Source organism: Pseudomonas sp. VE 267-6A (genome assembly GCF_024126555.1).
GTDB classification, from domain to species: Bacteria; Pseudomonadota; Gammaproteobacteria; order Pseudomonadales; family Pseudomonadaceae; genus Aquipseudomonas; species Aquipseudomonas palmensis.
Window position 1 is genome coordinate 1 of sequence record NZ_JAMYBY010000016.1, and the last position, 25,492, is coordinate 25,492.

Below are 25,492 nucleotides of genomic sequence, written 5' to 3' on the forward strand. Positions count from 1 at the left end.
CACGCTGTGTGCGCTTTACACCTTGCTCCATCTGACTCTCCGGAAATTCGGGATGGGAGGTGTAAACCTTATTCAGGACGGGACAGCACGCACAAAAAAGCCGACTCAAAAAGTCGGCTTTTTTGTGCGTTTGGTGCAGAGGGAGATTCGAAAATAGCCTCTAACCTCCATGATTTGGTGGGTCTTGATCCTCCTAGAGAGTATTTCTACTCACAAATCTACTCACATTGGGATGAGCTTTTTCGCTAGGACAGGCGCTAGTCAGTTCAGTCTCAAAATGACATCATTGAGTGCAGAAGCTGATCTCATGGAGTCTGTCTGTGGATGCGATAAATAATTTTCTGGCCACTTATAGAGTCGGTGACTACGCCGGAATTCTAGGTCTAATCGTCTCGGTCATCGGTTTTATATGGACCGTTCGAGCTGCGGTATCATCTAGAGACGCTGCATTGCAAACTAAAGCTGTTGTGCAGGATATACGAAATGATATGCGAAGAACTGAAACAGTTTCCGATTTTTCAGCTGCGGTAGCAATCATGGAGGAGATCAAGCGTTTGCATCGATTGCAGTCTTTGGAACTGCTGCCTGATCGATACTCTCAAATTACTAAATTCTTAATAGGCGTCAGGTCAGCTAATCCGCTTTTGACAGAGGATGAACATAAGGTAATTCAAAGTGCTATCACACAGTTTTCAGCGTTGGAGCGTCTAATTGACGGCTGCTTGGCCAAAACGACTCAGCTTGATACTGCTAAAGTTAATGGTTTGGTATCTAAGCAACTTGAAGCTGTCCATGGCTTGCTTGTAAGCATGAAATCAAAGATTGGCGGAGTGGGCAATGAGTAATCAAAAATTTGTCTCAATTATCAAGAAGCTCATCGAGAAAACTGACTCTGGTGAGTTGGATTGGCAACCTACTGAAATAACAGGCACTTATCAGGTTTCGTTTCCTCGGTTTTCTGTTCGCATATTTTCTCGAGAAGGCGATATGGGGCCGGATATCCACGTGCAGGTTATAAGCGAAGATGGAAGTATCTTGGATGATGTCAAGGATGGGGAATTATCCCAACTAATGCCCGGGGCGTATACTCTCATGGGTAACCTTCTACAGAACGCTAGACGATGCGCTATGGGCGTGGACGCAGCATTAGATGCTCTTCTGGAAGAATTGACTAAAGACGATATACCATTTTAGGGTTTTCAAGGTGAGTGGGTGGCCCTCAACGTTGGGGGTACCCATATCTACCACTGTCTCCTGTGGGTGCAGGGTGGGTGCATTTACCTCCCGTCATCATGGAGGTAGCCACCAGTTGCACCGAGGAGATGATCTGACTCTTGCAAGCCGTGCATCTTGGCCAGATAGCCCATCAGATCAGTGCTGGATCGAGCGTTCACCGTATAGGCACCAAACGAAGTTTGGTGCGGTGACATCACTTATGTCTGGGTTCAAGGTCGCTGGCACTATTTGGCTGCCATCATCGATCTACTCGCCCGCCGCGTGTTGGGCTGGGCATTTTCCGCGAATCCCGATGCCGACCTGGTGATCAAGGCCTTGGACATGGCCTATGAACAGCGTGGTCGGCCACAGAATGTGCTGTTTCACAGCGACCAAGGAAGCCAATATGGCAGCCGAAGCTTCCGTCAGCGGCTGTGGCGTTATCGGTTCAAACAGAGCATGAGTCGACGGGGAAACTGCCACGACAACGCGCCGATGGAGCGGTTGTTTCGCAGTCTGAAAACAGAATGGGTGCCAGAGGTGGGCTACATGAGTGCTTCGCTGGCACAGCAGGATATTGGTCGGTTTTTGATGCAGCGCTACAACTGGCAACGGCCACATCAATTTAATAGCGGGCTGGAGCCTGCTGTGGCCGAAGAAAAACTTAACGCAGTGTCCGGGATTAGTTGACCACTACAGTTCCGTGCAACACGTATACACAGCAACAGCCCGAAAAAAGCGGCCTCTCTCACAGCGACATTGATGCTGCACCCCTTTAACCGTTCAACTCGATCTAGGTTTCAATCCAGAGCCTCGACGTGAAGCTTTTTGGGGTGTTTGCGCCGAAACAGGTAGAGAGAGAAAAGCCCCATGCACAGTTATACGCCCCCCATTATGATGACGGGAGTATTCGTCTTCTCGAGGCTCGGAGTTAGTACCGTGCTAACAGTTTCCGGATTGGCCAACAATCCGATCAACATCATCGCGCCACCGCCAACGAGTGGCACCCAGGTAGATATGCTGCTCAGAATCATCCGGAAAAAGCGTGTGGGTCGATTGCGCTTAAGGCTGCGTGACCGAGTTATCCGCCCCACAGATTTCAAGCCCTTGGGTAACCCTCGCAACGTCCCGCGGATTTCAGCATGGCGTTTAGCGCTTGTGTGGAGAATTTCCACGACTACGCCGTCCCCAGAGCCCAGAAAGCCAAAACCCATTACTGACTCGTTTGGGGCCTCCATGGTGGGAGTTTGAACCCAAAATCCATTCACTACACGGGTCGACTTCAGGATCATGACGGATAGGATTGCTCCGTCATATCCGACATGGAAACGTAATGGGTCGAGGCCAACTAGGTCGTCACCCGAGATTGTGTTTTCGCCAGTGTTCCAGAGGACAATGACCGACTTGGTCAGTCGAGGAATGTTGGTCCCGTGATAATGAACCGAGATGCCGCTAGGGAGTGCGTCGGAGGCGCTTCCCAGCAAATGCTCTCCAAGATACGCATAGCTGAGACTCGTTCGTTGCCTGGTGAGGAAATAAACGATAGGAACGCTAATCAGGCCTAAGAGACCAATGATTGATCCCACCCACCCTGGGGACAAGAAGCTGAGGGTACTGTCAAACCAGCTCATAATCCTTACTATGACGAGGCTAGGACGAAGGCTCTTTGTACGTTGGGCCAAAAAAGGGCCTGCATCGCTGCAGGCCCTTGCTTTGTCTGATGCCGAAACCGAGCTGTGCGCTTGCACTCGCGACAGCCACAGTTATGCCAAAATTACGGCGTAGAAAGAAAAAAGCCTGTAGATCAATGATCTACAGGCTCGTATTGGTGCCCCGAGGGAGACTCGAACTCCCACTCCTTTCGAAAACGGATTTTGAATCCGCCGCGTCTACCAATTCCGCCATCAGGGCTTGTGGCGGCGAAGTATAGTGAGGCGCCTACCGTTGGTCAATCAGCTTTCATGGTCAATTTTGCCGCTTTCCGCTAAACTTTGCGGCCCTGTCAAACCGATCACCATCATGCGCGTCGCCGATTTCTCCTTTGAGCTTCCAGATTCCCTGATCGCCCGCCATCCACTGGCTGAACGGCGCAGCAGCCGGCTGTTGACCCTCGACGGGCCTACCGGCGCGCTCGCGCATCGCCAGTTCACCGACCTGCTCGAGCACCTGCGCCCGGGCGATCTGATGGTGTTCAACAACACCCGGGTGATCCCGGCCCGACTGTTCGGCCAGAAGGCCTCCGGCGGCAAGCTGGAGATCCTCATCGAGCGCGTGCTCGACAGCCATCGCGTGCTCGCCCACGTGCGCTCGAGCAAGTCGCCCAAGCCAGGCACCCAGCTGCTGATCGACGGCGGTGGCGAAGCCGAGATGGTCGCGCGCCACGACGCGCTGTTCGAGCTGCGCTTCACCGAAGAGGTGCTGCCACTGCTCGACCGCGTCGGCCACATGCCGTTGCCTCCTTATATAGACCGCCCCGACGAAGGCGCCGACCGCGAGCGCTATCAGACGGTCTATGCGCAGCGCTCCGGCGCCGTGGCCGCGCCCACCGCCGGCCTGCACTTCGATGAAGAGCTGATGGGCAAGATCGCCGAAAAGGGCGTGAGCACCGCCTTCGTCACCCTGCACGTGGGCGCCGGCACCTTCCAGCCGGTGCGCGTGGAGCGCATCGAAGATCACCACATGCATAAAGAGTGGCTCGAAGTGGGCCAGGACGTGGTGGACGCCGTGGCCGAATGCCGGGCGCGCGGCGGGCGGGTGATCGCGGTCGGCACCACCAGCGTGCGCTCGCTGGAAAGCGCGGCGCGCGACGGTACGCTCAAGCCGTTCAGCGGCGATACCGACATCTTTATTTTCCCGGGCCGCCCGTTCCACGTGGTCGACGCCCTGGTGACCAACTTCCATTTGCCCGAATCCACGCTGCTGATGCTGGTTTCGGCCTTCGCCGGTTACCCCGAGACCATGGCTGCCTACGCCGCAGCGGTGGAAAACGGCTACCGCTTCTTCAGTTACGGTGATGCCATGTTCATCACCCGCAATCCGGCGCCACGCGGGCCCGAGGATCAAGCATGAGTCGCACCTGTCGTATGTCCTTCGAGTTGCTGGCCACCGACGGAAAGGCCCGTCGCGGCCGCCTGACATTCCCCCGGGGCGTGGTCGAAACCCCGGCCTTCATGCCGGTGGGCACCTATGGCACGGTCAAGGGCATGCTGCCGCGCGACATCGAGGCCATCGGCGCGCAGATGATCCTGGGCAACACCTTCCACCTGTGGCTGCGCCCGGGCACCGAGGTGATCAAGGCCCACGGCGACCTGCACGACTTCATGAAGTGGCAGGGCCCGATCCTCACCGACTCCGGCGGCTTCCAGGTGTTCAGCCTGGGCGCGATGCGCAAGATCAAGGAGGAGGGCGTGACCTTCGCCTCCCCGGTGGACGGCTCCAAGGTGTTCATGGGCCCGGAAGAGTCGATGCAGGTGCAGCGCGACCTGGGCTCGGACGTGGTGATGATTTTCGACGAGTGCACCCCGTACCCGGCCGATGAAGATGTGGCGCGCATCTCCATGGAGCTGTCGCTGCGCTGGGCCCAGCGCTCCAAGAACGCCCACGGCGACAGCACTGCGGCGCTGTTCGGCATCGTGCAGGGCGGCATGCACCGCAACCTGCGCGAGCGTTCGCTGGAGGGCCTGGACAAGATCGGCTTCGACGGCCTGGCCATTGGCGGGCTGTCGGTGGGCGAGCCCAAGCACGAGATGATCAAGGTGCTGGACTACCTGCCGGGCATGATGCCGGCTGACAAACCTCGTTACCTTATGGGGGTAGGCAAGCCGGAAGATCTCGTTGAGGGTGTGCGCCGCGGCGTCGACATGTTCGATTGCGTGATGCCCACGCGCAATGCGCGCAACGGTCATCTGTTTGTCGATACCGGCGTGCTTAAAATCCGTAACGCGTTCCATCGCCATGATGATTCGCCACTGGATCCGACCTGTGACTGCTACACCTGCCAGAACTTCTCCCGCGCTTATCTGCATCACCTGGATAAATGCGGCGAAATGTTGGGCAGCATGTTGAATACCATCCACAACTTGCGTCATTACCAGCGCCTGATGGCTGGTTTGCGCGAGGCTATTCAACAGGGTACATTGGCCGCCTTTGTCGATGCCTTTTACGCCAAGCGCGGGCTGCCTGTGCCGCCCTTGGATTGATGTTCTGTCGAACCTGACACACGTACAACAACTTGCAACTTGGAGTGCTAAATGAGCTTTCTGATTCCTGCCGCTTACGCGGACGCAGCAGCCCCGGCAGCTGCCGCCGGCCCAGCCGGTACCGGCTTCGAGTGGATTTTCCTGGTCGGTTTCCTGGTCATCTTCTACCTGATGATCTGGCGTCCACAGGCCAAGCGCGCCAAAGAGCAGAAGAACCTGCTGAGCAACCTGCAGAAAGGTGACGAAGTTGTCACCAACGGCGGTATTGCCGGCAAGATCGTCAAAGTGGCCGATGACTTCGTGGTGCTGGAAGTGTCCGACACCGTGGAACTGAAGTTCCAGAAGGGTGCTATTGCCGCGACCCTGCCCAAGGGCACGCTCAAAGCGATCTAAGTTTCAGATTTTCTACAATCGACGGGGCGCGCAAGGCGCCCCGCGTCTTGAACGGGCGGCGTGATGCTGAACAAATATCCTCTATGGAAATACGCACTGATCCTGGCGGTACTGGCGATCGGTTTTATTTATTCCGCTCCCAACCTCTACCCTGACGACGCGGCTATTCAGGTCAGCGGTGCCAGCACGGCGCTGCAGGTCAGCCAGGCCGACCTGGACCGTGCCACCAAGGCACTGGCCGACGCCGGTATCGCGGTCAAGGGTGCAAGCCTGGGCGAGAAGGGCAAGGGCGCACTGGTGCGTCTGGCCAAACAGGACGACCAACTGCCGGCCAAGGACGTTGTGCGCAAGGCGCTGGGTGACGACTACGTCGTTGCACTGAACCTGGCCCCGACCACTCCGCAATGGCTGCGCAACCTGGGTGCAAGCCCGATGAAGCTGGGCCTGGACCTGTCCGGTGGTGTGCACTTCCTGCTTGAAGTGGACATGGACAAGGCCATGGCGGCACGTCTGAAGGTGTACGAAGGCGAAGTCAAAAGCCTGCTGCGCAAGGAGCGTGTGCGCTACCGCAGCCTGCCGCAGCAAGATGGCGGCATTCAACTGGGCTTCTCCGATGACCAGTCCCGCGAACAGGCTCGCAGCCTGATCCGCAAGAATTTCAACGATTTCGAGCTGACCACCACCGAGCGTAACGGCCTGTCGGTGCTGCGTCTGGCGATTACCCCGGCCAAGGTCGCGGAAATCCGTGAATACTCGATCAAGCAGAACCTGACCACGGTACGTAACCGCGTCAACGAACTGGGTGTGGCCGAGCCACTGGTTCAGCGCCAGGGTGCCAACCGCATCGTGGTCGAGCTGCCAGGCGTGCAGGACACCGCCGAAGCCAAGCGTATCCTGGGCAAGACCGCGAACCTGGAGTTCCGTCTGGGTGCCGAGCCGGGTGCGTCCAAGGCCACTACCGAGACCTTCGAGTTCCGTGAGGGCGGTCGCCCACCGGCAGCGGTCGAGCGTGGCCTGATCATCACCGGTGACCAGGTCACCGACGCCCAGGCCAGCTTCGACGAGCAGGGTCGCCCGCAGGTGAACATCCGCCTGGATGGCCACGGCGGCGAACTGATGAGCCGCGCCACGCGCAGCAACGTCGGGCGCAGCATGGCGGTGATCTTCATCGAACAGCGTCCGGTTACCCGCTACGTCAAGCAGATGGTCGACGGTGTCGAGAAAGACGTGCCGGTGCAGTCGTTCGTGGAAGAGAAGCGCATCATCAGCCTGGCGACCATCCAGTCGCCGCTGGGCAGCCAGTTCCGCATCACCGGCCTGAACGGCCAGGGTGAATCGTCCGAACTGGCCCTGCTGCTGCGTGCCGGTGGTCTGGCGGCGCCGATGTACTTCGCCGAAGAACGTACCATTGGCCCGAGCCTGGGTGCCGACAACATCACCAAGGGTATCGATGCATCGCTGTGGGGCATGCTGTTCGTGTCGCTGTTCATCATGGCCATCTATCGTGCCTTCGGCCTGATCGCCACCATCGCCCTGGCGGGCAACATGGTGCTGCTGCTGGCGCTGATGTCGCTGCTGGGGGCTACGCTGACCCTGCCGGGCATTGCCGGTATCGTGCTGACCATGGGTATGGCGGTCGACGCCAACGTACTGATCTTCTCGCGCATACGTGAAGAACTGGCCAATGGCATGTCGGTGCAGCGCGCCATCCACGAAGGCTTCAACCGTGCCTACACCGCGATCGTCGATGCCAACCTGACCACCCTGCTGGTGGGCGGCATCCTGTTCGCCATGGGTACCGGTCCGGTCAAGGGCTTCGCGGTTACCATGTCCCTCGGGATTTTCACCTCGATGTTCACGGCCGTCATGGTCACCCGCGCAATGGTCAACCTGACCTGCGGTGGGCGGGATATCAAGAAGTTGTGGGTATAAGGGGCTGCCATGTTACGTACCATTAACTTCATGGGTGTGCGGAACGTCGCGTTCGGCGTCACCCTGCTGCTGACTGTGCTGGCACTGTTCAGCTGGTTCTACAAAGGGCTCAACTTCGGCCTGGACTTCACCGGCGGTACGCTCATCGAGCTGACCTACGAGCGCCCGGCCAACCTTGGCGAGGTTCGTGAAGAGCTGGTCAGGTCCGGCTTCCACGATGCCGTGGTGCAGAGCTTCGGTGCTACCACCGACCTGCTGGTGCGCATGCCGGGCGACGACCCGATGCTGGGCAACAAGGTGGCCGAGGCGCTGCAGAAGATCAGCACCGACAACCCGGCCACGGTCAAGCGTGTCGAGTTCGTCGGCCCGCAGGTGGGCGAGGAACTGCGTGACCAGGGTGGCCTGGGCATGCTGCTGGCGTTGGGCGGCATCCTGGTCTACCTGGCATTCCGCTTCCAGTGGAAGTTTGCGGTGGGCGCCATCCTGTCGCTGGTGCACGACGTGATCGTGACCATGGGCATCCTGTCGTTCTTCCAGATCACCTTCGACCTGACGGTGCTGGCGGCGGTGCTGGCGATCATCGGCTATTCGCTCAACGACACCATCGTGGTGTTCGACCGGGTACGGGAAAACTTCCGCGTGATGCGCAAGGCTTCGCTGATCGAGAACATCAACGTCTCGACCACCCAGACCCTGCTGCGTACCGTGGCCACCTCCGTGTCCACTTTGCTGGCGATCGCGGCGCTGCTGTTCTTCGGTGGTGACAACCTGTGGGGCTTCTCGCTGGCACTGTTCATCGGTGTAATGGCCGGTACCTACTCGTCGATCTACATCGCCAACGTGGTGCTGATCTGGCTGAACCTGAACAGTGAAGACCTGATCCCGCCGGTGAAAACCGAGGGTGTGGACGAGCGTCCATAAGGCTTTTTGCCACTGTCCTGAGCGGTACAAGAAGGCGCGAGTATTGAACTCGCGCCTTTTTTTATGCTCCAAGGCTGGGAGAAGCGCGGGCGTGTTCCCGCAGGTAAATCAGGAGGTTCACGTGAACAAGTCAATGCTGGTGGGTGCGGTGCTGGGTGCTGTCGGTGTCACTGCCGGAGGTGCCGTGGCTACCTACAGCTTGGTCAAGGGCGGGCCGCAATACGCGCAGGTGACGTCGGTGCAGCCGGTCAAGCAGACCGTCAAGACGCCACGGGAAGTCTGCAAGGATGTCACGGTGACCCGTCAGGCGCCGGTGAAGGATCAGCACCAGATCGCCGGTACCGTGCTGGGCGCCGTGGCAGGTGGGTTGCTGGGTAACCAGATCGGCGGCGGCAATGGCAAGAAGATCGCGACCGTGGCCGGTGCCGTCGGTGGTGGCTATGCCGGCAACAAGGTGCAGGAAGGCATGCAGAACCGCGATACCTACACCACCACGCAAACCCGCTGCAACACGGTCAATGACCTGAGCGAGAAGGTGGTAGGGTACGACGTGAAGTATTCGATTGGCGACAAGGCCGGGCAGGTGCGCATGGAGCGCGACCCGGGTTCGCAGATCCCGCTGGACGAGAATGGCAAGCTGGTACTGACGCAGGCGCAGCCTGGGCAGTGATGACCCTTTCGCCGGCAAGGCGGGCTCCTACAAAGCCATGCGCAACCTGTAGGCGCCGGCTTTGCCGGCGAAGAGGCCCGAAAGCCAGCCACAAAAAAGCACCCCGAAGGGTGCTTTTTTATTGCCCGGCTGAAACTCAGCGCTTCAGCGAGGCCGGCAGGTGCGGCTGGATCGCCGTCAACACCGCCTTGAAGCACTTGATGTTGCCGGCAACGATGTGGCCCTTCTCGAGGAAGTCATGACCACCGGTGAAGTCGCTCACCAGGCCGCCCGCTTCCTGGATCAGCAGTGCGCCTGCCGCCATGTCCCACTCGCTCAGGCCCGACTCCCAGAACGCATCGAAGCGGCCGGCGGCCACGTAGGCCAGGTCCAGGCTCGCGGCGCCGGCGCGGCGGATGCCGGCGGTCTGGCCGACCAGGGCGCGGAACATGCCCAGGTAGTTGTCCAGGCCATCCATCTGGTTGTCACGGAACGGGAAGCCGGTACCCAGCAGGGCGCCGTCCAGGCTGGTGCGACCGCTGACGCGCAGGCGGCGACCATTGAGCTGGGCGCCACGGCCACGGCTGGCGGTGAATTCTTCCTGGCGTACCGGGTCGAGGACCACGGCGTGTTCCAGGCGGCCGCGGTACTTGCACGCGATGCTCACGGCAAAGTGCGGGACGCCACGCAGGAAGTTGGTGGTACCGTCGAGCGGGTCGATGACCCACAGGTAGTCCTTGCCTTCTTCGCCGTTGCCAGCATGCAGGCCGGTTTCTTCACCGTAGATGGAGTGGTTCGGGTACGCCTTGCGCAGGGCGTCGACGATGACTTTTTCCGCCGCGCGGTCGACTTCGGAGACGTAATCCTTGGCGTCTTTCTCATCTACCTTGATGGTATCCAGGCGCTCGATGGAGCGGAAAATCAATTCACTGGCGCTGCGGGCGGCGCGCAGCGCGATATTCAGCATGGGCTGCATGGACGTTTCACCTGGGTCGTTAAAGAAAGCCGAACATTCTAGCAGAAAACTTTGAACGAAGAAGGGCGACATTTGCTTTCATAGCGTAATGCCGGTCGCTTCTGTAAGATTTGCTCCCTTCCTTCCGTGTCTGTGAGCCGTGCCCGTGCTGCCAAGAATTCGTGTCGTCCTGGTCAATACCAGTCACCCCGGCAATATCGGCGGGGCTGCGCGCGCCATGAAAAACATGGGCCTGTCGCGCCTGGTGCTGGTCGAGCCGAACGACTTTCCTTCCCACGAGGCCAGTGCCCGTGCCTCCGGCGCCGATGACGTGCTGGCGGGTGCCGAGGTGGTGGCCACGCTCGAGGATGCGCTGGTGGGCTGCACCCTGGTGGTGGGCACCAGTGCCCGCGACCGGCGCATCCCGTGGCCCCTGCTCGATCCGCGCGAATGCGGCGCCAAGGTCGTCGAGCAGGCAGGCGAGGGTGCCGAGGTGGCGCTGGTGTTCGGCCGTGAACATGCCGGCCTGACCAACGACGAGCTGCAGCGATGTCATTATCACGTGCATATCCCGTCCAACCCGGATTTCAGTTCGCTGAATCTGGCGGCTGCGGTCCAGGTCCTGGCCTATGAAGTGCGCATGGCCTGGCTGGCAGCCGACGGGCAGGCGTCGAAAGTCGAGAAGGTCGAAGTGGCCTCGGTGCGCAGCGCAGAGCTGGCGACCATGGACGAAATGGAGCTGTTCTACCAGCACCTGGAGTCCGCGCTGGTGGACATCGGCTTTCTCGACCCGACCAAGCCCAAGCACCTGATGCCGCGTTTGCGTCGCCTGTACGGGCGCAGCGCGGTGAGTCGATCGGAAATAAGCATTTTGCGCGGCATCCTCACCGAAACCCAGAAAGCGGCCCGGGGCGATGCGCACAAGCGGAAGGATCAGTAAATGTTCGAGCGTCTGCGTGAAGATATCCAAAGCGTTTTCCACCGTGACCCGGCGGCGCGCAATGCCTTTGAAGTGCTGACCTGCTACCCGGGCATGCATGCGATCTGGCTGCACCGCGCGGCGCATGCCCTGTGGGTACGGGACTGGAAGTGGCTGGCGCGGCTGGTGTCCAACTTCGGGCGCTGGATGACCGGCATCGAGATTCACCCCGGTGCAAAGGTAGGCCGGCGCTTCTTCATCGACCACGGCATGGGCATCGTGATCGGCGAAACCGCCGAGATCGGCGATGACGTGACCCTGTACCAGGGCGTGACCTTGGGCGGCACCAGCTGGAACAAGGGCAAGCGCCACCCGACCCTGGAGGACGGCGTGGTGGTGGGGGCCGGCGCCAAGGTGCTGGGCCCGTTCACCGTGGGCGCAGGGGCCAAGATCGGCTCCAATGCGGTGGTCACCAAGGCGGTGCCGGCCGGCGCCACGGCGGTAGGTATTCCGGGGCGTATCATCGTCAAGTCCGACGCCGAGCAGGAGGCCCGGCGCAAGGCCATGGCCGAGAAGATCGGCTTCGACGCCTACGGCGTGAGCGAAGACATGCCCGACCCGGTGGCCCGCGCCATCGGCCAGTTGCTCGACCACCTGCAAGCGGTGGACGGGCGCCTGGAGGACATGTGCGGTGCGCTCAAGAACCTGGGTAGCGACTACTGCGCCAAGGAACTGCCGGCCCTGCGTGACGAAGACTTCGCGGACGTGAAGGCCGACGCCCGCAGCGACGCGTCGACGCATTGACAGAAGGGCGTGCGCTGGCGCGCCCTACTTTGCTACACTCTGCGCCGCCTCTCAGGCGCAATCCCGACTAAAGCAGTAGGTCTTATAGTTGACTTAAATGCTCGGGAATCGCATACTCGCACACATCCCGTAACTCCCGTGGTACCAAATAGCCATGCGACTGACTACAAAAGGCCGATACGCCGTGACTGCCATGCTTGACCTGGCGTTGCACGCGCAAAACGGGCCGGTGTCCCTGGCCGACATTTCCGAGCGCCAAGGCATCTCCCTTTCCTATCTGGAGCAGCTGTTTGCCAAGCTGCGTCGCAGCAGTCTGGTTTCCAGTGTGCGCGGTCCAGGCGGCGGCTACCAGCTGTCGCGCGTGATGGAAAGCATCCAGGTAGCCCAGGTGATCGATGCGGTCAACGAATCGGTCGACGCTACACGCTGCCAGGGCCTGGGTGATTGCCACGCTGGCGATACCTGCCTGACCCACCACTTGTGGTGTGATCTCAGCCAGCAGATTCACGAATTTCTGAGCGGTATCAGCCTGGCTGACCTTGTTACTCGCCGTGAGGTGCAAGAAGTCGCCCAGCGTCAGGACCTGCGCCGCATGGCGGGCCGGACACCGCATCTGGACAAGATTGAGACATCCGCCGTCGAATGACCGTTTCGACTGCGCGATGAGCCCGCCTGATAGGAGATATTCAATGAAGTTGCCGATCTACCTCGATTACTCCGCGACCACCCCGGTCGACCCACGTGTCGCCCAGAAGATGAGCGATTGCCTGCTGGTCGACGGGAACTTCGGTAACCCGGCCTCGCGTTCCCACGTCTTTGGCTGGAAAGCCGAAGAAGCGGTCGAGAACGCTCGCCGCCAAGTCGCCGACCTGGTCAACGCCGACCCGCGGGAAATTGTCTGGACCAGTGGCGCCACCGAGTCCGACAACCTGGCAATCAAGGGCGTCGCGCACTTCTACGGCACCAAGGGCAAGCACCTGATCACCTCGAAGATCGAGCACAAGGCCGTTCTGGACAGCACCCGTCAGCTGGAGCGTGAAGGCTTCGAAGTCACCTACATCGAGCCGGGCGCCGATGGCCTGATCACCCCGGCCATGGTCGAGGCAGCCCTGCGTGAAGACACCATCCTGGTGTCGATCATGCACGTGAACAACGAAATCGGCACCATCAACGACATCGCCGCCATTGGCGAGCTGACCCGCTCGCGTGGCGTCATGTTCCACGTCGATGCCGCGCAGTCCACCGGCAAGGTCGAGATCGACCTGCAGAAGCTGAAGGTCGACCTGATGTCGTTCTCGGCGCACAAGACCTACGGCCCCAAAGGCATCGGCGCGCTGTACGTCAGCCGCAAGCCGCGCGTGCGTCTTGAAGCCACCATGCACGGCGGCGGTCACGAGCGCGGCATGCGTTCGGGCACCCTGGCTACCCACCAGATCGTCGGCATGGGCGAAGCCTTCGCCATCGCCAAGGAGCTGATGGCCAGCGAGAACCTGCGTATCAAGGCCCTGAGCGACCGCTTCTACAAGCAGGTCGAGAACCTTGAAGAGCTGTACATCAACGGCAGCATGACCGCGCGTATTCCGCACAACCTGAACCTGAGCTTCAACTACGTCGAAGGCGAGTCGCTGATCATGGCCCTCAAGGACCTGGCAGTGTCTTCGGGTTCGGCGTGCACCTCGGCATCGCTCGAGCCGTCCTACGTGCTGCGCGCCCTGGGCCGCAACGACGAACTGGCGCACAGCTCGATCCGCTTCACCTTCGGTCGCTTCACCACCGAAGAAGAAATCGACTACGCCGCGCAGAAGGTCTGCGAGGCCGTGACCAAGCTGCGCGAATTGTCGCCGCTGTGGGATATGTACAAAGACGGCGTCGACATCTCCAAGATCGAGTGGGCTGCGCACTAAGTAGTCGCCAGCAAGAGCGGCTCTCTGATGAGGAAGGAATAGCACCATGGCTTACAGTGAAAAGGTCATCGACCACTACGAAAACCCACGCAACGTCGGCAAGATGAATGCCGAGGACCCGGATGTCGGTACCGGCATGGTCGGCGCGCCTGCGTGCGGCGACGTGATGCGCCTGCAGATCAAGGTCAACGAGCAGGGCGTCATCGAAGATGCCAAGTTCAAGACCTACGGCTGTGGTTCGGCCATCGCTTCCAGCTCCCTCGCTACCGAGTGGATGAAGGGCAAGACCCTGGACGAAGCCGAAACCATCAAGAACACCCAGCTGGCCGAAGAACTGGCGTTGCCGCCGGTGAAGATCCACTGCTCGGTACTCGCCGAGGACGCCATCAAGGCGGCCGTGCGCGATTACAAGCAGAAGAAAGGTTTGCTCTAAGTTCGCCTGTTGCAGGTAAGGAGTCTCGATGGCTATCAGCATGACAGAAGCCGCCGCCAACCACGTGCGGCGCTCCCTCGAAGGACGCGGCAAGGGTGACGGCATTCGCCTGGGCGTTCGCACCACCGGCTGCTCGGGCCTGGCCTATGTGCTGGAGTTCGTCGACGCGCCGGACAGCGAGGACCAGGTGTTCGAAAGTCACGGCGTCAAGGTGATCATCGACCCGAAAAGCCTGGTGTACCTGGACGGAACCGAACTGGATTTCGTCAAGGAAGGGTTGAACGAAGGCTTCAAGTTCAACAATCCCAACGTGCGCGGTGAGTGTGGCTGCGGCGAAAGCTTCAACGTCTGAGGCTGCGCGTGGGTACTCCTTGTCATTTCGCCCTGTTTGACCTGCAGCCGGGCTTTCGCCTGGACCTCGACAAGCTGGCCGCACGCTATCGCGAGCTGGCCCGCGAGGTTCACCCGGACCGCTTCGCCGATGCCCCCGAGCGTGAACAGCGCCTGGCGCTGGAGCGCTCGGCCGGCCTCAACGACGCCTACCAGACCCTCAGGAGTGCGCCCAAGCGGGCGCGCTACCTGTTGGCGATGGGGGGCCACGAAGTGCCGCAGGAAGTCACTGTCCACGACCCCGAGTTCCTCTTCCAGCAGATGCAATGGCGAGAAGAGCTCGAAGACCTGCAGGACAGTGCCGACCTCGATGGCGTGGCCGCGTTCAAGCGCCGCCTGAAGGTCGCCCAGGAAGCACTCAACGAGGACTTCGCCGCCTGCTGGGAGGATGCTGCGCAGCGTGAACAGGCCGAGCGCCTGATGCGCCGCATGCAGTTCCTCGACAAGCTCGCCTATGAAGTGCGCCAGCTGGAAGAGCGCCTCGACGATTAACCCGGTGGCGCCGTTGGCGACACCCCTGGTATCAGATAAGCATGGCCCTACTGCAGATCGCCGAACCCGGTCAGACGCCACAGCCCCATCAGCGCCGCCTGGCCGTGGGCATTGACCTTGGCACCACCAATTCGCTGGTCGCTGCATTGCGCAGCGGCATTTCCGAACCGCTGCCAGACGCCGAGGGCCGGGTCATCCTGCCGTCGGCGGTGCGCTATCACGCCAACCATGTCGACGTGGGCTACAGTGCCCGTGACGCGGCCTCCAGCGACCCGCTGAACACCGTGCTGTCGGTCAAGCGCCTGATGGGGCGCGGCCTGGCCGACGTCAAGCAACTGGGCGAGCAACTGCCCTACCGCTTTGTCGGCGGCGAGTCGCACATGCCGTTCATCGACACGGTGCAGGGCCCGAAAAGCCCGGTGGAAGTCTCGGCCGACATTCTCAAGGTGCTGCGCCAGCGCGCCGAAGCCACCCTGGGTGGCGAGCTGGTCGGCGCGGTGATCACCGTGCCGGCGTACTTCGACGACGCTCAGCGCCAGGCCACCAAGGACGCTGCGCGCCTGGCCGGGCTGAACGTGCTGCGCCTGCTCAACGAACCGACCGCTGCGGCTGTGGCCTATGGCCTGGACCAGAACGCCGAAGGCGTGGTGGCCATCTATGACCTGGGCGGCGGCACCTTCGACATTTCCATCCTACGCCTGACCGGCGGTGTGTTCGAAGTGATGGCCACCGGCGGCGACAGCGCCCTGGGCGGCGATGACTTCGACCATGCGGTGGCCGGCTGGATCATCGAGCAGGCGGGCCTGTCTGCCGACCTCGACCCCGGCACCCAGCGTCAACTGCTGCAAGCTGCCTGTGCGGCCAAGGAAGCGTTGACCAACAGCGATGTCGTGTCCGTGAGCCATGGCGCCTGGCAGGGCGAGCTGACCCGTGCCGGCTTCGACGCGCTGATCGAACCGATGGTGGCGCGCAGCCTCAAGGCCTGTCGCCGCGCCGTGCGCGACAGTGGCATCGAGCTGGATGAAGTCGAAGCCGTGGTCATGGTCGGTGGTTCCACTCGCGTGCCGCGTGTGCGCGAGGCGGTGGGCGCGCTGTTCGGGCGTACCCCGCTGACCGAGATCGACCCCGATCAGGTGGTGGCCATCGGCGCCGCGATCCAGGCCGATACCCTGGCCGGCAACAAGCGCGACGGCGGCGAACTGCTGCTGCTCGACGTGATTCCGCTGTCCCTGGGGCTGGAAACCATGGGCGGGTTGATGGAGAAGGTGATCCCGCGCAACACCACCATTCCGGTTGCCCGTGCCCAGGAATTCACCACGTACAAGGATGGCCAGTCGGCCATGATGATCCACGTGCTGCAGGGCGAGCGTGAGCTGATCAGCGACTGCCGCTCCCTGGCGCGCTTCGAACTGCGCGGCATTCCGGCCATGGTGGCCGGTGCGGCGAAGATTCGCGTCACCTTCCAGGTCGACGCCGACGGCCTGCTCAGCGTTTCGGCGCGCGAGCTGGGCTCGGGTGTGGAATCGAGCATTCAGGTCAAGCCGTCCTACGGCCTGACCGACGGCGAGATCACTCGCATGCTCAAGGACTCCTTCGAGCATGCCGGCTACGACAAGGTGGCGCGCCAGCTGCGCGAGCACCAGGTCGACGCCGAGCGTCTGCTCGAAGCGGTGCAGGGCGCGCTGGACGCCGATGGCGAGCGCCTGCTGGACGCCGAAGAGCGCCTGGCGATCGAACAACAGATGCAAGACTTGCGTGATTTGATGAACGGTACCGATGGCGCCGCCATCGAGCAGCAGACCAAGCGTCTGTCGCAAGTGACCGATGCCTTTGCCGCCCGTCGCCTTGATTCGACGGTAAAAGCCGCTTTGGCCGGGCGCAACCTGAATGAGATCGAGGAATAACTGATGCCGCAGGTGATTTTTCTGCCCCACGAGAAGTTCTGTCCGGACGGAATGGTGGTGGAGGCCGAAACCGGTAAGTCCATCCTTGAAGTGGCCCATGACAACCACATCGAGATCGAAAGCGCCTGCGGCGGCGTCTGCGCCTGCACCACGTGCCACTGCGTGATCCGCGAGGGTTTCAACTCGCTGAACGAGGCCGACGAGCTGGAAGAGGACTACCTCGACCGCGCCTGGGGCCTGGAGCCCACGTCGCGCCTGACCTGCCAGGCCAAGGTCGGCACCGAGGACGTGACCGTCGAGATCCCGAAATACTCGCTCAACCACGCCGCCGAAGCGCCGCACTGACCGTTGGAGTCATCATGAGCCTGAAATGGGTTGATGTACTTGAAATTGCAATTCAGCTTGCCGAAAGCAAGCCGGAAGTCGATCCTCGCTACGTGAATTTCGTCGAACTGAGCCGCTGGGTGCAGGCCCTGCCCGACTTCAGCGACGATCCGAACCGTGGCGGAGAGAAGGTGCTTGAAGCCATTCAGGCCGCCTGGATCGAAGAAGCCGACTGAGCGCACTCGGCAGGTTAGGCAATCCCCCGGAACCCGCGTATAATTCGCGGGTTTAATTTTTCGCTTCACTTACTGTTTCTGGAGTTACACCATGGCTGTTCAACGTACTTTCTCCATCATCAAGCCTGACGCCGTTGCCAAGAACGTGATCGGCGAGATCACCACCCGTTTCGAAAAAGCCGGCCTGCGCGTCGTTGCCTCGAAACTCAAGCAACTGTCCAAAGCCGAAGCCGAAGGCTTCTACGCCGAGCACAAAGAGCGCGGCTTCTTCGGTGACCTGGTTGCCTTCATGATCTCCGGCCCGGTCGTTGTACAGGTTCTGGAAGGCGAAAACGCCATCGCTCTGAACCGTGAGCTGATGGGCGCCACCAACCCTAAAGAAGCTGCTGCCGGTACCATCCGTGCCGACTTCGCCGAGTCGATCGACGCCAACGCCGTTCACGGTTCGGACTCCGAAGCCGCTGCTGCTCGCGAAATCTCGTACTTCTTCGCAGCTACCGAGGTAACCGCTCGCTAAGCGACAGCTTACGAGTGAGGGTGAATCCATGACGACATCGACTGGTAAAACTAACCTGTTGGGCCTGACCCAGCCGGAAATGGAAAAATTCTTCGAGTCCATCGGGGAGAAGCGTTTCCGTGCCGGCCAGGTAATGAAATGGATTCACCACTTTGGCGTCGATGATTTCGACGCCATGACGAATGTCGGCAAGGCCCTGCGCGAGAAGCTCAAGGCCGTTGCCGAGATTCGCGGCCCCGAAGTGGTCAGCGAGGACATCTCCAGCGACGGCACCCGCAAGTGGGTGGTGCGCGTGGCGTCCGGCAGCTGCGTCGAGACCGTGTACATCCCCCAGGGCAAGCGTGGCACCCTGTGTGTCTCGTCCCAGGCCGGTTGCGCCCTGGACTGCAGTTTCTGCTCCACCGGCAAGCAAGGATTCAACAGCAACCTCACCGCCGCCGAAGTGATCGGCCAGGTGTGGATTGCCAACAAGTCGTTCGGCAGCATTCCCGCCACCATCGACCGCGCCATCACCAACGTGGTGATGATGGGCATGGGTGAGCCGCTGCTCAACTTCGACAACGTGGTCGCCGCCATGCACCTGATGATGGACGACCTGGGCTACGGCATTTCCAAGCGCCGTGTGACCCTGTCCACCTCCGGCGTGGTGCCGATGATCGACCAGCTGGCCAAGCACATCGACGTGTCCCTGGCGCTGTCGCTGCACGCACCCAACGACGCCCTGCGCAACGAGCTGGTGCCTATCAACAAGAAGTACCCGCTCAAGATGCTGCTCGAGTCGTGCATGCGCTACATGGCCGAACTCGGCGAGAAGCGTGTGCTGACCATCGAGTACACCCTGCTCAAGGACGTCAACGACAAGCTCGAGCACGCGGTCGAGATGGTCGAGCTGCTCAAGAACATCCCGTGCAAGATCAACCTGATTCCGTTCAACCCGTTCCCGCACTCCGGCTACGAGCGTCCGAGCAACAACGCGATCCGCCGCTTCCAGGACCACCTGCACCAGGCCGGCTACAACGTTACCGTGCGCACCACCCGTGGCGAGGACATCGACGCGGCCTGTGGTCAGCTGGTGGGGCAGGTGATGGACCGCACGCGCCGCAGTGAGCGCTATATCGCGGTACGGCAGCTCAATGCCGACGCCGATATGCCGCAAACCGGCGCGGCGGGCAACTGAGGCCGACATGGGCCTGCGCGCCGCGCTGCCAACCCTGTTGCTGACGCTGCTTGCCGGCTGCGTCGGCAGCGGCAGTTCCGACCCGCTGCAAAGCGGCAAGGGGCGCGAAGAGGCACGCCAGGCCTATGTGCAGCTGGGCCTGGGTTATTTGCAACAAGGTTTGACCGAACGCGCCAAGGTGCCGCTGAAAAAGGCCCTTGAACTGGACGCTCGCGACCCGGCAGCCAATGCCGCGCTGGCCCTGGTGTTCCAGCGCGAGGACGAGCCGGCGCTGGCCGAGGGGTATTACCGCAAGGCCCTGGCTGCCAACCCCGACGACCCCCGTATTCGCAACAATTTCGGCAGTTTCCTATATGCGCAGGGGCGCTATGCCCAGGCGCAGCAGATGTTTCGCCAAGCGGCGGCCGATACCCTGTATCCTGAACGCTCCCGGGTTTTCGAGAACCTTGGCCTGACCGCCATCAAGCTGGGTCAGCGCGAGCAGGCGCGTGAACACCTGCAAAAGGCTTTACGGCTCAACCAGCAGCAACCGCGCGCGTTGCTCGAAATGGCTGAGTTGTCTTACGAAGACAGGCATTATGTGCCGGCGCGCGACTACTACGATCGTTTCAGCCAGCTGAGCGATCACGGCCCCCGCAGCCTGCTGCTGGGTTCGCGCCTGGCAACTGTATTCGAAGAACCTGACAAGGCCGCCGAACTGGGCGTGCAATTACAACGACTTTATCCCGGTACGCCGGAATATCAGCAATACCTGTCGGAGCAATGATGAAAGCGGCGCATCCCGAAGTAGCAGCAGCGACTCGCCAGAATCCCGGTGAGACCTTGCGTCAGGCCCGTGAAAGCAAGGGCTTGTCGCAGGCCGAAGTGGCCCGCAAGCTCAACCTGACCGTGAGTTCCCTGAACAACCTTGAAACCGGCGCGTTCGACAAGCTGCCAGGGCATACCTTCGCCCGCGGCTATATCCGTGCCTACGCCAAGCTGTTCGAGATGGACCAGGCCGAACTGGTGCTGGCCTTCGACCAGGCCACCGGCAGCAATTCCCAGGGCAGCGACGTGCATGCGCTGGGGCGTATCGAAGAGCCGGTACGCCTGTCGCACAACATCCTGCGCATCGTCAGCCTGTTGCTGCTGATCCTGGTGATCGGCGGTGGCTTCTTCTGGTGGCAGGACCAGACCAGCCTGCGCGGCAAGGACCTGGCCAGCCTGGCCATGGAACACGTCGAGGTCGAGAGCGCCGACGGTACCACCCAGATCCACCCGCTGGACGAGCCTGAAGACCAGGCCGTGGCCGAAAGCCAGGAAGCGCCGGCTGCCAGCGCACCGGCCGAGCAGGCCCAGCCTGCCACCGACGAGGCTGCCGCACAGGCCCCGGCCGCCAGCAGCCCGGCGCCAGCTGTGCCTGCCGCACCCGTAACCCCGGCTCCCGTAGCGCCGGCCCCTGCGGCCAGCGCCCCGGCTGTGGCTGCCGCCCCTGCGCCTGCAAACCCCACCACCCCCGCTGCGCCAGCGGCTGCACCGGCTGCCGGCAGCGCCTCGTTGCACATGCAGTTCGTTGCCGATTGCTGGACTTCGGTCACCGACGGCAACGGCAAGGTGCTGGTCAATGCCACCAAGCGCAAGGGCGAGACCCTCGAGCTGACCGGCAAGCCGCCGTTCGCGGTACGCCTGGGCTTTGCCCGTGGCGCACAGATCAGTTTCAACGGCCAGCCCGTCGACGTGGCGCCGTTCACCAGTGGCGAGACTGCTCGCCTGAAGTTGGGACAATAAGTCATGCACGGCGAATCTCCGATCAAACGTCGCGAATCGCGCAAAATCTGGGTAGGTAATGTGCCTGTCGGCGGCGATGCACCCATCGCCGTCCAGAGCATGACCAACACCGACACCAACGACGTCGATGCCACCGTCGCACAGATCACCCGCCTGGTGGATGCCGGCGTCGACATCGTGCGCGTCTCGGTACCGGACATGGACGCGGCCGAAGCCTTCGGCCGCATCAAGCAGCGGGTCAGCGTGCCGCTGGTGGCCGATATCCACTTCGACTACCGCATCGCCTTGCGCGTGGCCGAGCTGGGTGTGGACTGCCTGCGCATCAACCCCGGCAACATCGGCCGTGAAGACCGCGTGCGCGCGGTGGTGGATGCCGCGCGTGATCGCGGCATCCCTATCCGTATCGGCGTCAACGCCGGCTCCCTGGAAAAGGACCTGCAGAAGAAGTACGGCGAGCCCACCCCGGCGGCCCTGGTCGAGTCGGCCATGCGTCACGTGGAGCACCTCGATCGCCTGGACTTCCAGGACTTCAAGGTCAGCGTGAAGGCCTCCGACGTGTTCATGGCCGTCGAGGCCTATCGCCTGCTGGCCAAGCAGATCGTGCAGCCGCTGCACCTGGGCATCACCGAAGCCGGCGGCCTGCGCTCGGGCACGGTGAAATCGGCCGTGGGCCTCGGTATGCTGCTTGCCGAAGGGATTGGCGATACTATCCGCATCTCGCTTGCCGCCGACCCGGTCGAGGAAGTGAAGGTCGGCTACGACATCCTCAAGTCGCTGCACCTGCGTTCGCGTGGCATCAACTTCATCGCCTGCCCGAGCTGCTCGCGGCAGAACTTCGATGTGGTCAAGACCATGAACGAGCTCGAAGGGCGCCTCGAAGACCTGCTGGTACCGCTGGACGTGGCGGTGATCGGCTGTGTGGTCAACGGCCCCGGCGAAGCCAAGGAAGCCCACGTGGGGCTCACCGGCGGCACGCCGAACCTGATCTACATCGATGGCAAGCCGGCGCAGAAGCTGACCAATGACAACCTGGTGGATGAGCTGGAAAAACTCATCCGCCAGAAAGCGGCCGAGAAGGCCGAGGCCGACGCGGCAGTGATTGCCCGCGGTTGACCGACACCGATTTCGTTAAGGATTTACCGTGAGCAAATCGCTGCAAGCCATTCGTGGCATGAACGACATCCTGCCCGAGCAGACCCCGCTGTGGCGCTATTTCGAGAGCACCGTGGCCGGCCTGCTGGACACCTACGGCTATCGCCAGATCCGCACCCCGATCGTCGAGCCGACCGAGCTGTTCAAGCGTTCCATCGGTGAAGTGACCGACATCGTCGAAAAAGAGATGTACACCTTCGCCGACCGCAACGGCGACTCCCTGACCCTGCGCCCCGAAGGCACCGCCGCCTGCGTGCGCGCCGTGCTCGAGCACGGCATCAGCGGTGGTGGCCAGGTGCAGAAGCTCTGGTACATCGGCCAGATGTTCCGCCACGAGCGCCCGCAGAAGGGCCGCTATCGCCAGTTCCACCAGATCGGCCTGGAGGTGTTCAACCTCGATGGCCCGGACATCGACGCCGAGCTGATCGTGCTCACCTGGCGCCTGTGGGGCCTGCTGGGCATCCGCGATGCGGTCAAACTCGAACTCAACAGCCTGGGCACCAGCGAAGCCCGCGGCCGTTACCGTGACGCGCTGGTCGAGTTCCTCTCGGCGCGCCTGGAGCAACTGGACGAAGACAGCCAACGTCGCCTCAAGACCAACCCGCTGCGCATCCTCGATAGCAAGGACGCCAACACCCAGGCGGCGCTGGTGGGTGCACCGAAGCTCGAAGACTACCTGGACGAAGAATCGCGCGTGCACTTCGAGGGCCTCAAGGCTCGTCTGGACGCCGCCGGCATTCCGTTCGTGATCAACACCAAGCTGGTGCGCGGCCTGGACTACTACAGCAAGACCGTGTTCGAGTGGGTCACCGACAAGCTCGGGTCCCAGGGCACCGTATGTGCCGGTGGCCGCTACGACGGCCTGGTCGAGCAGATGGGCGGCAAGCCGACCCCGGGCGTGGGTTTTGCCATGGGCATCGAGCGTCTGCTGCTGCTGATCGAGACCCTGGGCCAGGTGCCCGAGTCGATTTCGCGTCAGATCGACGTCTACCTGTGCGCCTTTGGCGAACAGGCCGAACTCGCCGGGCTGGCCCTGAGCGAGCGTCTGCGTGACCGCCTGCCGGGCTTGCGCCTGCAGGTCAATGCCGGTGGCGGCAGCTTCAAGAGCCAGTTCAAGAAGGCCGACAAGAGCAACGCTCTGTATGCCTTGATCCTGGGGGACGACGAACTGGCGCAACAAGTGGTAGGTTTCAAACCCCTGCGTGGTCAGGGCGAACAACAAAACATTGCCTGGGATGCTCTGGCCGAGCACCTGGAAGCTTCCCTCGCGCAGGCGTGAAGCGGGTCAACAGCCGATTTGGTGAAAAGGAGTATTGGGGTGTCGAGTAGCGATGATGAACAACTGGCCGCATTCAAGGATTGGTGGCAGCGCAACGGCAAACCACTGCTGACCGGTGGCCTGTTGGCGCTGGTGGTAGTGTTGGGCTGGCAGACCTGGCAGAAGTACCAGGGCAACCAGTCCCAAGGTGCTTCGAACCTTTATCAGGCCCTGCTTGAAACCACCCTGACGCCGACCGGCCAGCCGGACATGGCCCAGGTCGCGGACCTGTCGGGCAAGCTCAAGAGCGAGTTCGGCGGCACGGCCTACGCGCAGTACGCCAGCCTGTTCGTGGCCAAGGTCGCGGTAGAGAGCGGCAAGCTCGACGACGCCGCCAGCGAACTGAAAAGCGTGCTCGACAAGCCGGCCGACGCCACCCTGGGCGAAATTGCCCGTCAGCGCCTGGCCCGTGTACTGGCCGCGCAGAACAAGGTCGATGACGCCCTGAAGCTGCTCGATGGCGATGCCGACAAGGCCTTCCTGGCCAGCCGTGAAGAACTCAAGGGCGACCTGCTGGTACAGCTGGGTCGCGCCGATGATGCTCACGCCGCGTATCAGAAGGCCAAGGCCGCGCTGTCGGATGACGCCGCGATCGGTGGCCTGCAACTCAAGCTCGACGACCTTGCCAAAGGGGATGCGTGACGTGATCGGTTGGAAACATGCAGCAGTGCTGGCCGTGGCCCTTCTGGCCGTTGGTTGCAGCAGCAACAGCAAAAAGGAACTGCCGCCGGCCGAGCTGACCAAGTTCACCGAAGAGGTGGTACTGAAGAAGCAGTGGAGCCGTTCGATCGGTGACGGCCAGGGCGAGAGCTTCAACATGCTCGTCCCGGCCATCGAGAACGACCGCATCTACGCCGCCGATGTGACCGGCGTGGTGATGGCGCTGGACCGCATGAACGGCGACGTGATCTGGAAGAAAGACCTCGACCTGCCGGTATCCGGTGCGGTGGGTGTCGGCTACGGCCTGGTCATGCTCGGCACCCTCAAGGGTGAAGTGATCGCCATGGATGCCAGCACCGGCGAAGAAAAGTGGCGTGCGCGGGTCACCAGTGAAGTACTGGCGCCCCCGGCGACCAACGGTGACGTGGTGGTGGTGCAGACCCAGGACGATCGCGTGATCGGCCTGGATGCCAGCACCGGCGACCGCCGCTGGATCTACGAAAGCACCCCGGCCGTACTGACCCTGCGCGGTACCGGTGCGCCGATCGTGACCAACCGCCTGGCCGTGGCTGGCCTCTCGACCGGCAAGGTCGTGGCGCTGGACACCCAGAACGGCGTGCCGGTCTGGGAGCAACGCGTTGCCGTTCCGCAAGGGCGTTCCGAGCTGGACCGCGTGGTGGATATCGACGGCGGCCTGCTGCTGTCGGGCGGTGTGCTGTACGTGGCCAGCTACCAGGGGCGCGTCGCCGGCCTCGAGCTGGAAAGCGGTCGCGTGCTGTGGCAGCGCGATGCCTCCAGCTACGCCGGTGTGGCCCAGGGCTTTGGCAACGTCTACGTGAGCCTGGCGTCCGGTACGGTCGAAGGCATCGACGAGCGTTCTTCGTCGGCGCTGTGGAGCAACGACTCGCTGGCCCGTCGCCAGCTGTCGGCACCGGAAGTGTTCTCCAGCTACGTGGCCGTGGGTGACCTGGAAGGTTACCTGCACCTGCTGAGCCAGGTGGACGGCCGCTTCGTGGGTCGCGAGCGCATCGACAGCGATGGCCTGCGTGCACGCCCGCTGGTGGTAGGTGACATGATTTATGTGTTTGGCAACAGCGGCAAACTCGAGGCGCTGACCATTCGCTGAGTCTATGCTTGAGGCCTGCGGGCCTCGGGCTGCGGCGCCTTCGGGGCGCCGCCCGAACTCCGGCCGCTGCACTGCAGCGGCCTTTGTATTTTTTGAATTCAAGCA

The 25,492-nt window shown here is 61.9% G+C and carries 27 protein-coding genes, 1 tRNA gene and 1 pseudogene; 27 read left to right on the forward strand and 2 right to left on the reverse strand.

The window, feature by feature from the left end; genetic code table 11:
* The first annotated feature begins 290 nt into the window (after positions 1-290).
* The 3 genes and pseudogenes from NJH59_RS18660 to NJH59_RS18670 all read left to right on the forward strand — a co-directional run.
* The gene (locus NJH59_RS18660) at positions 291-845 is read left to right on the forward strand and encodes a hypothetical protein (RefSeq protein ID WP_148071541.1); all 555 of its coding nucleotides are present in this window, start codon (positions 291-293) and stop codon (positions 843-845) included.
* The gene (locus NJH59_RS18665; RefSeq protein ID WP_148071542.1) at positions 838-1,194 is read left to right on the forward strand and encodes a hypothetical protein; all 357 of its coding nucleotides are present in this window, start codon (positions 838-840) and stop codon (positions 1,192-1,194) included. The genes NJH59_RS18660 and NJH59_RS18665 overlap by 8 nt, the downstream gene beginning before the upstream one ends.
* Positions 1,195-1,365: 171 nt before the next feature.
* Positions 1,366-1,905, forward strand: a pseudogene (locus NJH59_RS18670) (IS3 family transposase); the annotation flags it as partial.
* A 1,136-nt stretch (positions 1,906-3,041) separates the two neighbouring features.
* On the opposite strand, the gene NJH59_RS18675 reads toward NJH59_RS18670, so the two are convergent.
* Positions 3,042-3,126: transfer RNA gene (locus NJH59_RS18675), tRNA-Leu, on the reverse strand.
* Between the two features lie 108 nt (positions 3,127-3,234).
* On the opposite strand from NJH59_RS18675, the gene queA reads away from it, so the two are divergent.
* The 6 genes from queA (at position 3,235) to NJH59_RS18705 (ending at position 9,330) form a co-directional block, all read left to right on the forward strand.
* Complete coding sequence (gene queA, locus NJH59_RS18680; protein WP_043864453.1) at positions 3,235-4,284, forward strand: tRNA preQ1(34) S-adenosylmethionine ribosyltransferase-isomerase QueA; 1,050 nt, start codon at positions 3,235-3,237, stop codon at positions 4,282-4,284.
* 14 nt (positions 4,285-4,298) lie between these two features.
* Positions 4,299-5,414: a tRNA guanosine(34) transglycosylase Tgt gene (tgt, locus tag NJH59_RS18685; RefSeq protein WP_162484886.1), complete on the forward strand. Its 1,116-nt coding sequence runs from the start codon at positions 4,299-4,301 to the stop codon at positions 5,412-5,414.
* A gap of 51 nt (positions 5,415-5,465) precedes the next feature.
* Entirely contained in the window at positions 5,466-5,807 is a 342-nt protein-coding gene (gene yajC / locus NJH59_RS18690; RefSeq protein WP_043864455.1) for a preprotein translocase subunit YajC, read from the forward strand.
* Between the two features lie 63 nt (positions 5,808-5,870).
* Entirely contained in the window at positions 5,871-7,739 is a 1,869-nt protein-coding gene (secD, locus tag NJH59_RS18695; protein WP_054916607.1) for a protein translocase subunit SecD, read from the forward strand.
* A gap of 9 nt (positions 7,740-7,748) precedes the next feature.
* The gene (gene secF / locus NJH59_RS18700; protein WP_043864457.1) at positions 7,749-8,660 is read left to right on the forward strand and encodes a protein translocase subunit SecF; all 912 of its coding nucleotides are present in this window, start codon (positions 7,749-7,751) and stop codon (positions 8,658-8,660) included.
* A gap of 121 nt (positions 8,661-8,781) precedes the next feature.
* Entirely contained in the window at positions 8,782-9,330 is a 549-nt protein-coding gene (locus NJH59_RS18705) for a glycine zipper 2TM domain-containing protein (RefSeq protein WP_043864458.1), read from the forward strand.
* Positions 9,331-9,466: 136 nt separating this feature from the next.
* Here the strand turns inward: NJH59_RS18705 and suhB are convergent, their stop codons facing one another.
* Positions 9,467-10,285, reverse strand: coding sequence for an inositol-phosphate phosphatase (gene suhB, locus NJH59_RS18710; RefSeq protein ID WP_043864459.1), 819 nt, complete (start codon positions 10,283-10,285; stop codon positions 9,467-9,469).
* A 145-nt stretch (positions 10,286-10,430) separates the two neighbouring features.
* Between suhB and trmJ the strand changes: the two genes are divergently transcribed.
* The 18 genes from trmJ (at position 10,431) to bamB (ending at position 25,387) form a co-directional block, all read left to right on the forward strand.
* Positions 10,431-11,204 carry a tRNA (cytosine(32)/uridine(32)-2'-O)-methyltransferase TrmJ gene (gene trmJ / locus NJH59_RS18715; protein WP_043864460.1) on the forward strand — a complete coding sequence of 258 codons (774 nt, stop codon included), beginning with the start codon at positions 10,431-10,433 and terminating at the stop codon, positions 11,202-11,204.
* On the forward strand, positions 11,205-11,987 hold the full coding sequence (gene cysE / locus NJH59_RS18720; RefSeq protein WP_054916605.1) for a serine O-acetyltransferase: 783 nt from the start codon (positions 11,205-11,207) through the stop codon (positions 11,985-11,987). It abuts the gene before it with no gap.
* Positions 11,988-12,141: 154 nt separating this feature from the next.
* On the forward strand, positions 12,142-12,633 hold the full coding sequence (iscR, locus tag NJH59_RS18725; protein ID WP_043864462.1) for a Fe-S cluster assembly transcriptional regulator IscR: 492 nt from the start codon (positions 12,142-12,144) through the stop codon (positions 12,631-12,633).
* Positions 12,634-12,676: 43 nt separating this feature from the next.
* Positions 12,677-13,891, forward strand: coding sequence for an IscS subfamily cysteine desulfurase (locus NJH59_RS18730; RefSeq protein ID WP_043864463.1), 1,215 nt, complete (start codon positions 12,677-12,679; stop codon positions 13,889-13,891).
* 46 nt (positions 13,892-13,937) lie between these two features.
* Positions 13,938-14,324 carry a Fe-S cluster assembly scaffold IscU gene (gene iscU / locus NJH59_RS18735; protein ID WP_002552476.1) on the forward strand — a complete coding sequence of 129 codons (387 nt, stop codon included), beginning with the start codon at positions 13,938-13,940 and terminating at the stop codon, positions 14,322-14,324.
* Positions 14,325-14,352: 28 nt separating this feature from the next.
* Positions 14,353-14,676, forward strand: a complete 324-nt coding sequence (gene iscA, locus NJH59_RS18740) for an iron-sulfur cluster assembly protein IscA (protein ID WP_043864464.1) — start codon at positions 14,353-14,355, stop codon at positions 14,674-14,676.
* A gap of 8 nt (positions 14,677-14,684) precedes the next feature.
* On the forward strand, positions 14,685-15,206 hold the full coding sequence (gene hscB / locus NJH59_RS18745; protein ID WP_043864465.1) for a co-chaperone HscB: 522 nt from the start codon (positions 14,685-14,687) through the stop codon (positions 15,204-15,206).
* Between the two features lie 41 nt (positions 15,207-15,247).
* A complete protein-coding gene (hscA, locus tag NJH59_RS18750; protein ID WP_043864466.1) occupies positions 15,248-17,110 on the forward strand; it encodes a Fe-S protein assembly chaperone HscA in 1,863 nt (620 codons plus the stop codon).
* Positions 17,111-17,113: 3 nt separating this feature from the next.
* Positions 17,114-17,455, forward strand: a complete 342-nt coding sequence (gene fdx, locus NJH59_RS18755; RefSeq protein ID WP_043864467.1) for an ISC system 2Fe-2S type ferredoxin — start codon at positions 17,114-17,116, stop codon at positions 17,453-17,455.
* A gap of 14 nt (positions 17,456-17,469) precedes the next feature.
* Positions 17,470-17,670, forward strand: a complete 201-nt coding sequence (iscX, locus tag NJH59_RS18760; protein ID WP_043864468.1) for a Fe-S cluster assembly protein IscX — start codon at positions 17,470-17,472, stop codon at positions 17,668-17,670.
* A gap of 91 nt (positions 17,671-17,761) precedes the next feature.
* On the forward strand, positions 17,762-18,187 hold the full coding sequence (gene ndk, locus NJH59_RS18765) for a nucleoside-diphosphate kinase (RefSeq protein ID WP_043864469.1): 426 nt from the start codon (positions 17,762-17,764) through the stop codon (positions 18,185-18,187).
* A gap of 28 nt (positions 18,188-18,215) precedes the next feature.
* The gene (gene rlmN / locus NJH59_RS18770) at positions 18,216-19,364 is read left to right on the forward strand and encodes a 23S rRNA (adenine(2503)-C(2))-methyltransferase RlmN (protein WP_054916603.1); all 1,149 of its coding nucleotides are present in this window, start codon (positions 18,216-18,218) and stop codon (positions 19,362-19,364) included.
* A gap of 7 nt (positions 19,365-19,371) precedes the next feature.
* Entirely contained in the window at positions 19,372-20,130 is a 759-nt protein-coding gene (gene pilW, locus NJH59_RS18775) for a type IV pilus biogenesis/stability protein PilW (protein ID WP_043864471.1), read from the forward strand.
* On the forward strand, positions 20,130-21,131 hold the full coding sequence (locus tag NJH59_RS18780; RefSeq protein ID WP_253087164.1) for a RodZ domain-containing protein: 1,002 nt from the start codon (positions 20,130-20,132) through the stop codon (positions 21,129-21,131). The genes pilW and NJH59_RS18780 overlap by 1 nt, the downstream gene beginning before the upstream one ends.
* A gap of 3 nt (positions 21,132-21,134) precedes the next feature.
* Positions 21,135-22,244 (forward strand): flavodoxin-dependent (E)-4-hydroxy-3-methylbut-2-enyl-diphosphate synthase, encoded by a 1,110-nt coding sequence (gene ispG / locus NJH59_RS18785; RefSeq protein WP_043862521.1) that lies wholly within the window; start codon positions 21,135-21,137, stop codon positions 22,242-22,244.
* 28 nt (positions 22,245-22,272) lie between these two features.
* Positions 22,273-23,562, forward strand: coding sequence for a histidine--tRNA ligase (gene hisS, locus NJH59_RS18790; RefSeq protein WP_054916601.1), 1,290 nt, complete (start codon positions 22,273-22,275; stop codon positions 23,560-23,562).
* Positions 23,563-23,601: 39 nt separating this feature from the next.
* Positions 23,602-24,243, forward strand: a complete 642-nt coding sequence (locus tag NJH59_RS18795; RefSeq protein WP_043862519.1) for a tetratricopeptide repeat protein — start codon at positions 23,602-23,604, stop codon at positions 24,241-24,243.
* Positions 24,236-25,387 (forward strand): outer membrane protein assembly factor BamB, encoded by a 1,152-nt coding sequence (bamB, locus tag NJH59_RS18800; RefSeq protein WP_054916600.1) that lies wholly within the window; start codon positions 24,236-24,238, stop codon positions 25,385-25,387. Before NJH59_RS18795 ends, bamB begins: the two co-directional genes overlap by 8 nt.
* Positions 25,388-25,492 lie beyond the last annotated feature (105 nt).

Bases quoted from the DNA above. Each gene is read 5' to 3' on its own strand.
- NJH59_RS18665 (WP_148071542.1), top strand. From the start codon at position 838: ATGAGTAATCAAAAATTTGTCTCAATTATCAAGAAGCTCATCGAGAAA.
- queA (WP_043864453.1), top strand. From the start codon at position 3,235: ATGCGCGTCGCCGATTTCTCCTTTGAGCTTCCAGATTCCCTGATCGCC.
- tgt (WP_162484886.1), top strand. From the start codon at position 4,299: ATGTCCTTCGAGTTGCTGGCCACCGACGGAAAGGCCCGTCGCGGCCGC.
- yajC (WP_043864455.1), top strand. From the start codon at position 5,466: ATGAGCTTTCTGATTCCTGCCGCTTACGCGGACGCAGCAGCCCCGGCA.
- secD (WP_054916607.1), top strand. From the start codon at position 5,871: ATGCTGAACAAATATCCTCTATGGAAATACGCACTGATCCTGGCGGTA.
- secF (WP_043864457.1), top strand. From the start codon at position 7,749: ATGTTACGTACCATTAACTTCATGGGTGTGCGGAACGTCGCGTTCGGC.
- suhB (WP_043864459.1), bottom strand. From the start codon at position 10,285: ATGCAGCCCATGCTGAATATCGCGCTGCGCGCCGCCCGCAGCGCCAGT.
- cysE (WP_054916605.1), top strand. From the start codon at position 11,205: ATGTTCGAGCGTCTGCGTGAAGATATCCAAAGCGTTTTCCACCGTGAC.
- iscR (WP_043864462.1), top strand. From the start codon at position 12,142: ATGCGACTGACTACAAAAGGCCGATACGCCGTGACTGCCATGCTTGAC.
- NJH59_RS18730 (WP_043864463.1), top strand. From the start codon at position 12,677: ATGAAGTTGCCGATCTACCTCGATTACTCCGCGACCACCCCGGTCGAC.
- iscU (WP_002552476.1), top strand. From the start codon at position 13,938: ATGGCTTACAGTGAAAAGGTCATCGACCACTACGAAAACCCACGCAAC.
- iscA (WP_043864464.1), top strand. From the start codon at position 14,353: ATGGCTATCAGCATGACAGAAGCCGCCGCCAACCACGTGCGGCGCTCC.
- hscA (WP_043864466.1), top strand. From the start codon at position 15,248: ATGGCCCTACTGCAGATCGCCGAACCCGGTCAGACGCCACAGCCCCAT.
- fdx (WP_043864467.1), top strand. From the start codon at position 17,114: ATGCCGCAGGTGATTTTTCTGCCCCACGAGAAGTTCTGTCCGGACGGA.
- iscX (WP_043864468.1), top strand. From the start codon at position 17,470: ATGAGCCTGAAATGGGTTGATGTACTTGAAATTGCAATTCAGCTTGCC.
- ndk (WP_043864469.1), top strand. From the start codon at position 17,762: ATGGCTGTTCAACGTACTTTCTCCATCATCAAGCCTGACGCCGTTGCC.
- rlmN (WP_054916603.1), top strand. From the start codon at position 18,216: ATGACGACATCGACTGGTAAAACTAACCTGTTGGGCCTGACCCAGCCG.
- pilW (WP_043864471.1), top strand. From the start codon at position 19,372: ATGGGCCTGCGCGCCGCGCTGCCAACCCTGTTGCTGACGCTGCTTGCC.
- NJH59_RS18780 (WP_253087164.1), top strand. From the start codon at position 20,130: ATGAAAGCGGCGCATCCCGAAGTAGCAGCAGCGACTCGCCAGAATCCC.
- ispG (WP_043862521.1), top strand. From the start codon at position 21,135: ATGCACGGCGAATCTCCGATCAAACGTCGCGAATCGCGCAAAATCTGG.
- bamB (WP_054916600.1), top strand. From the start codon at position 24,236: ATGCGTGACGTGATCGGTTGGAAACATGCAGCAGTGCTGGCCGTGGCC.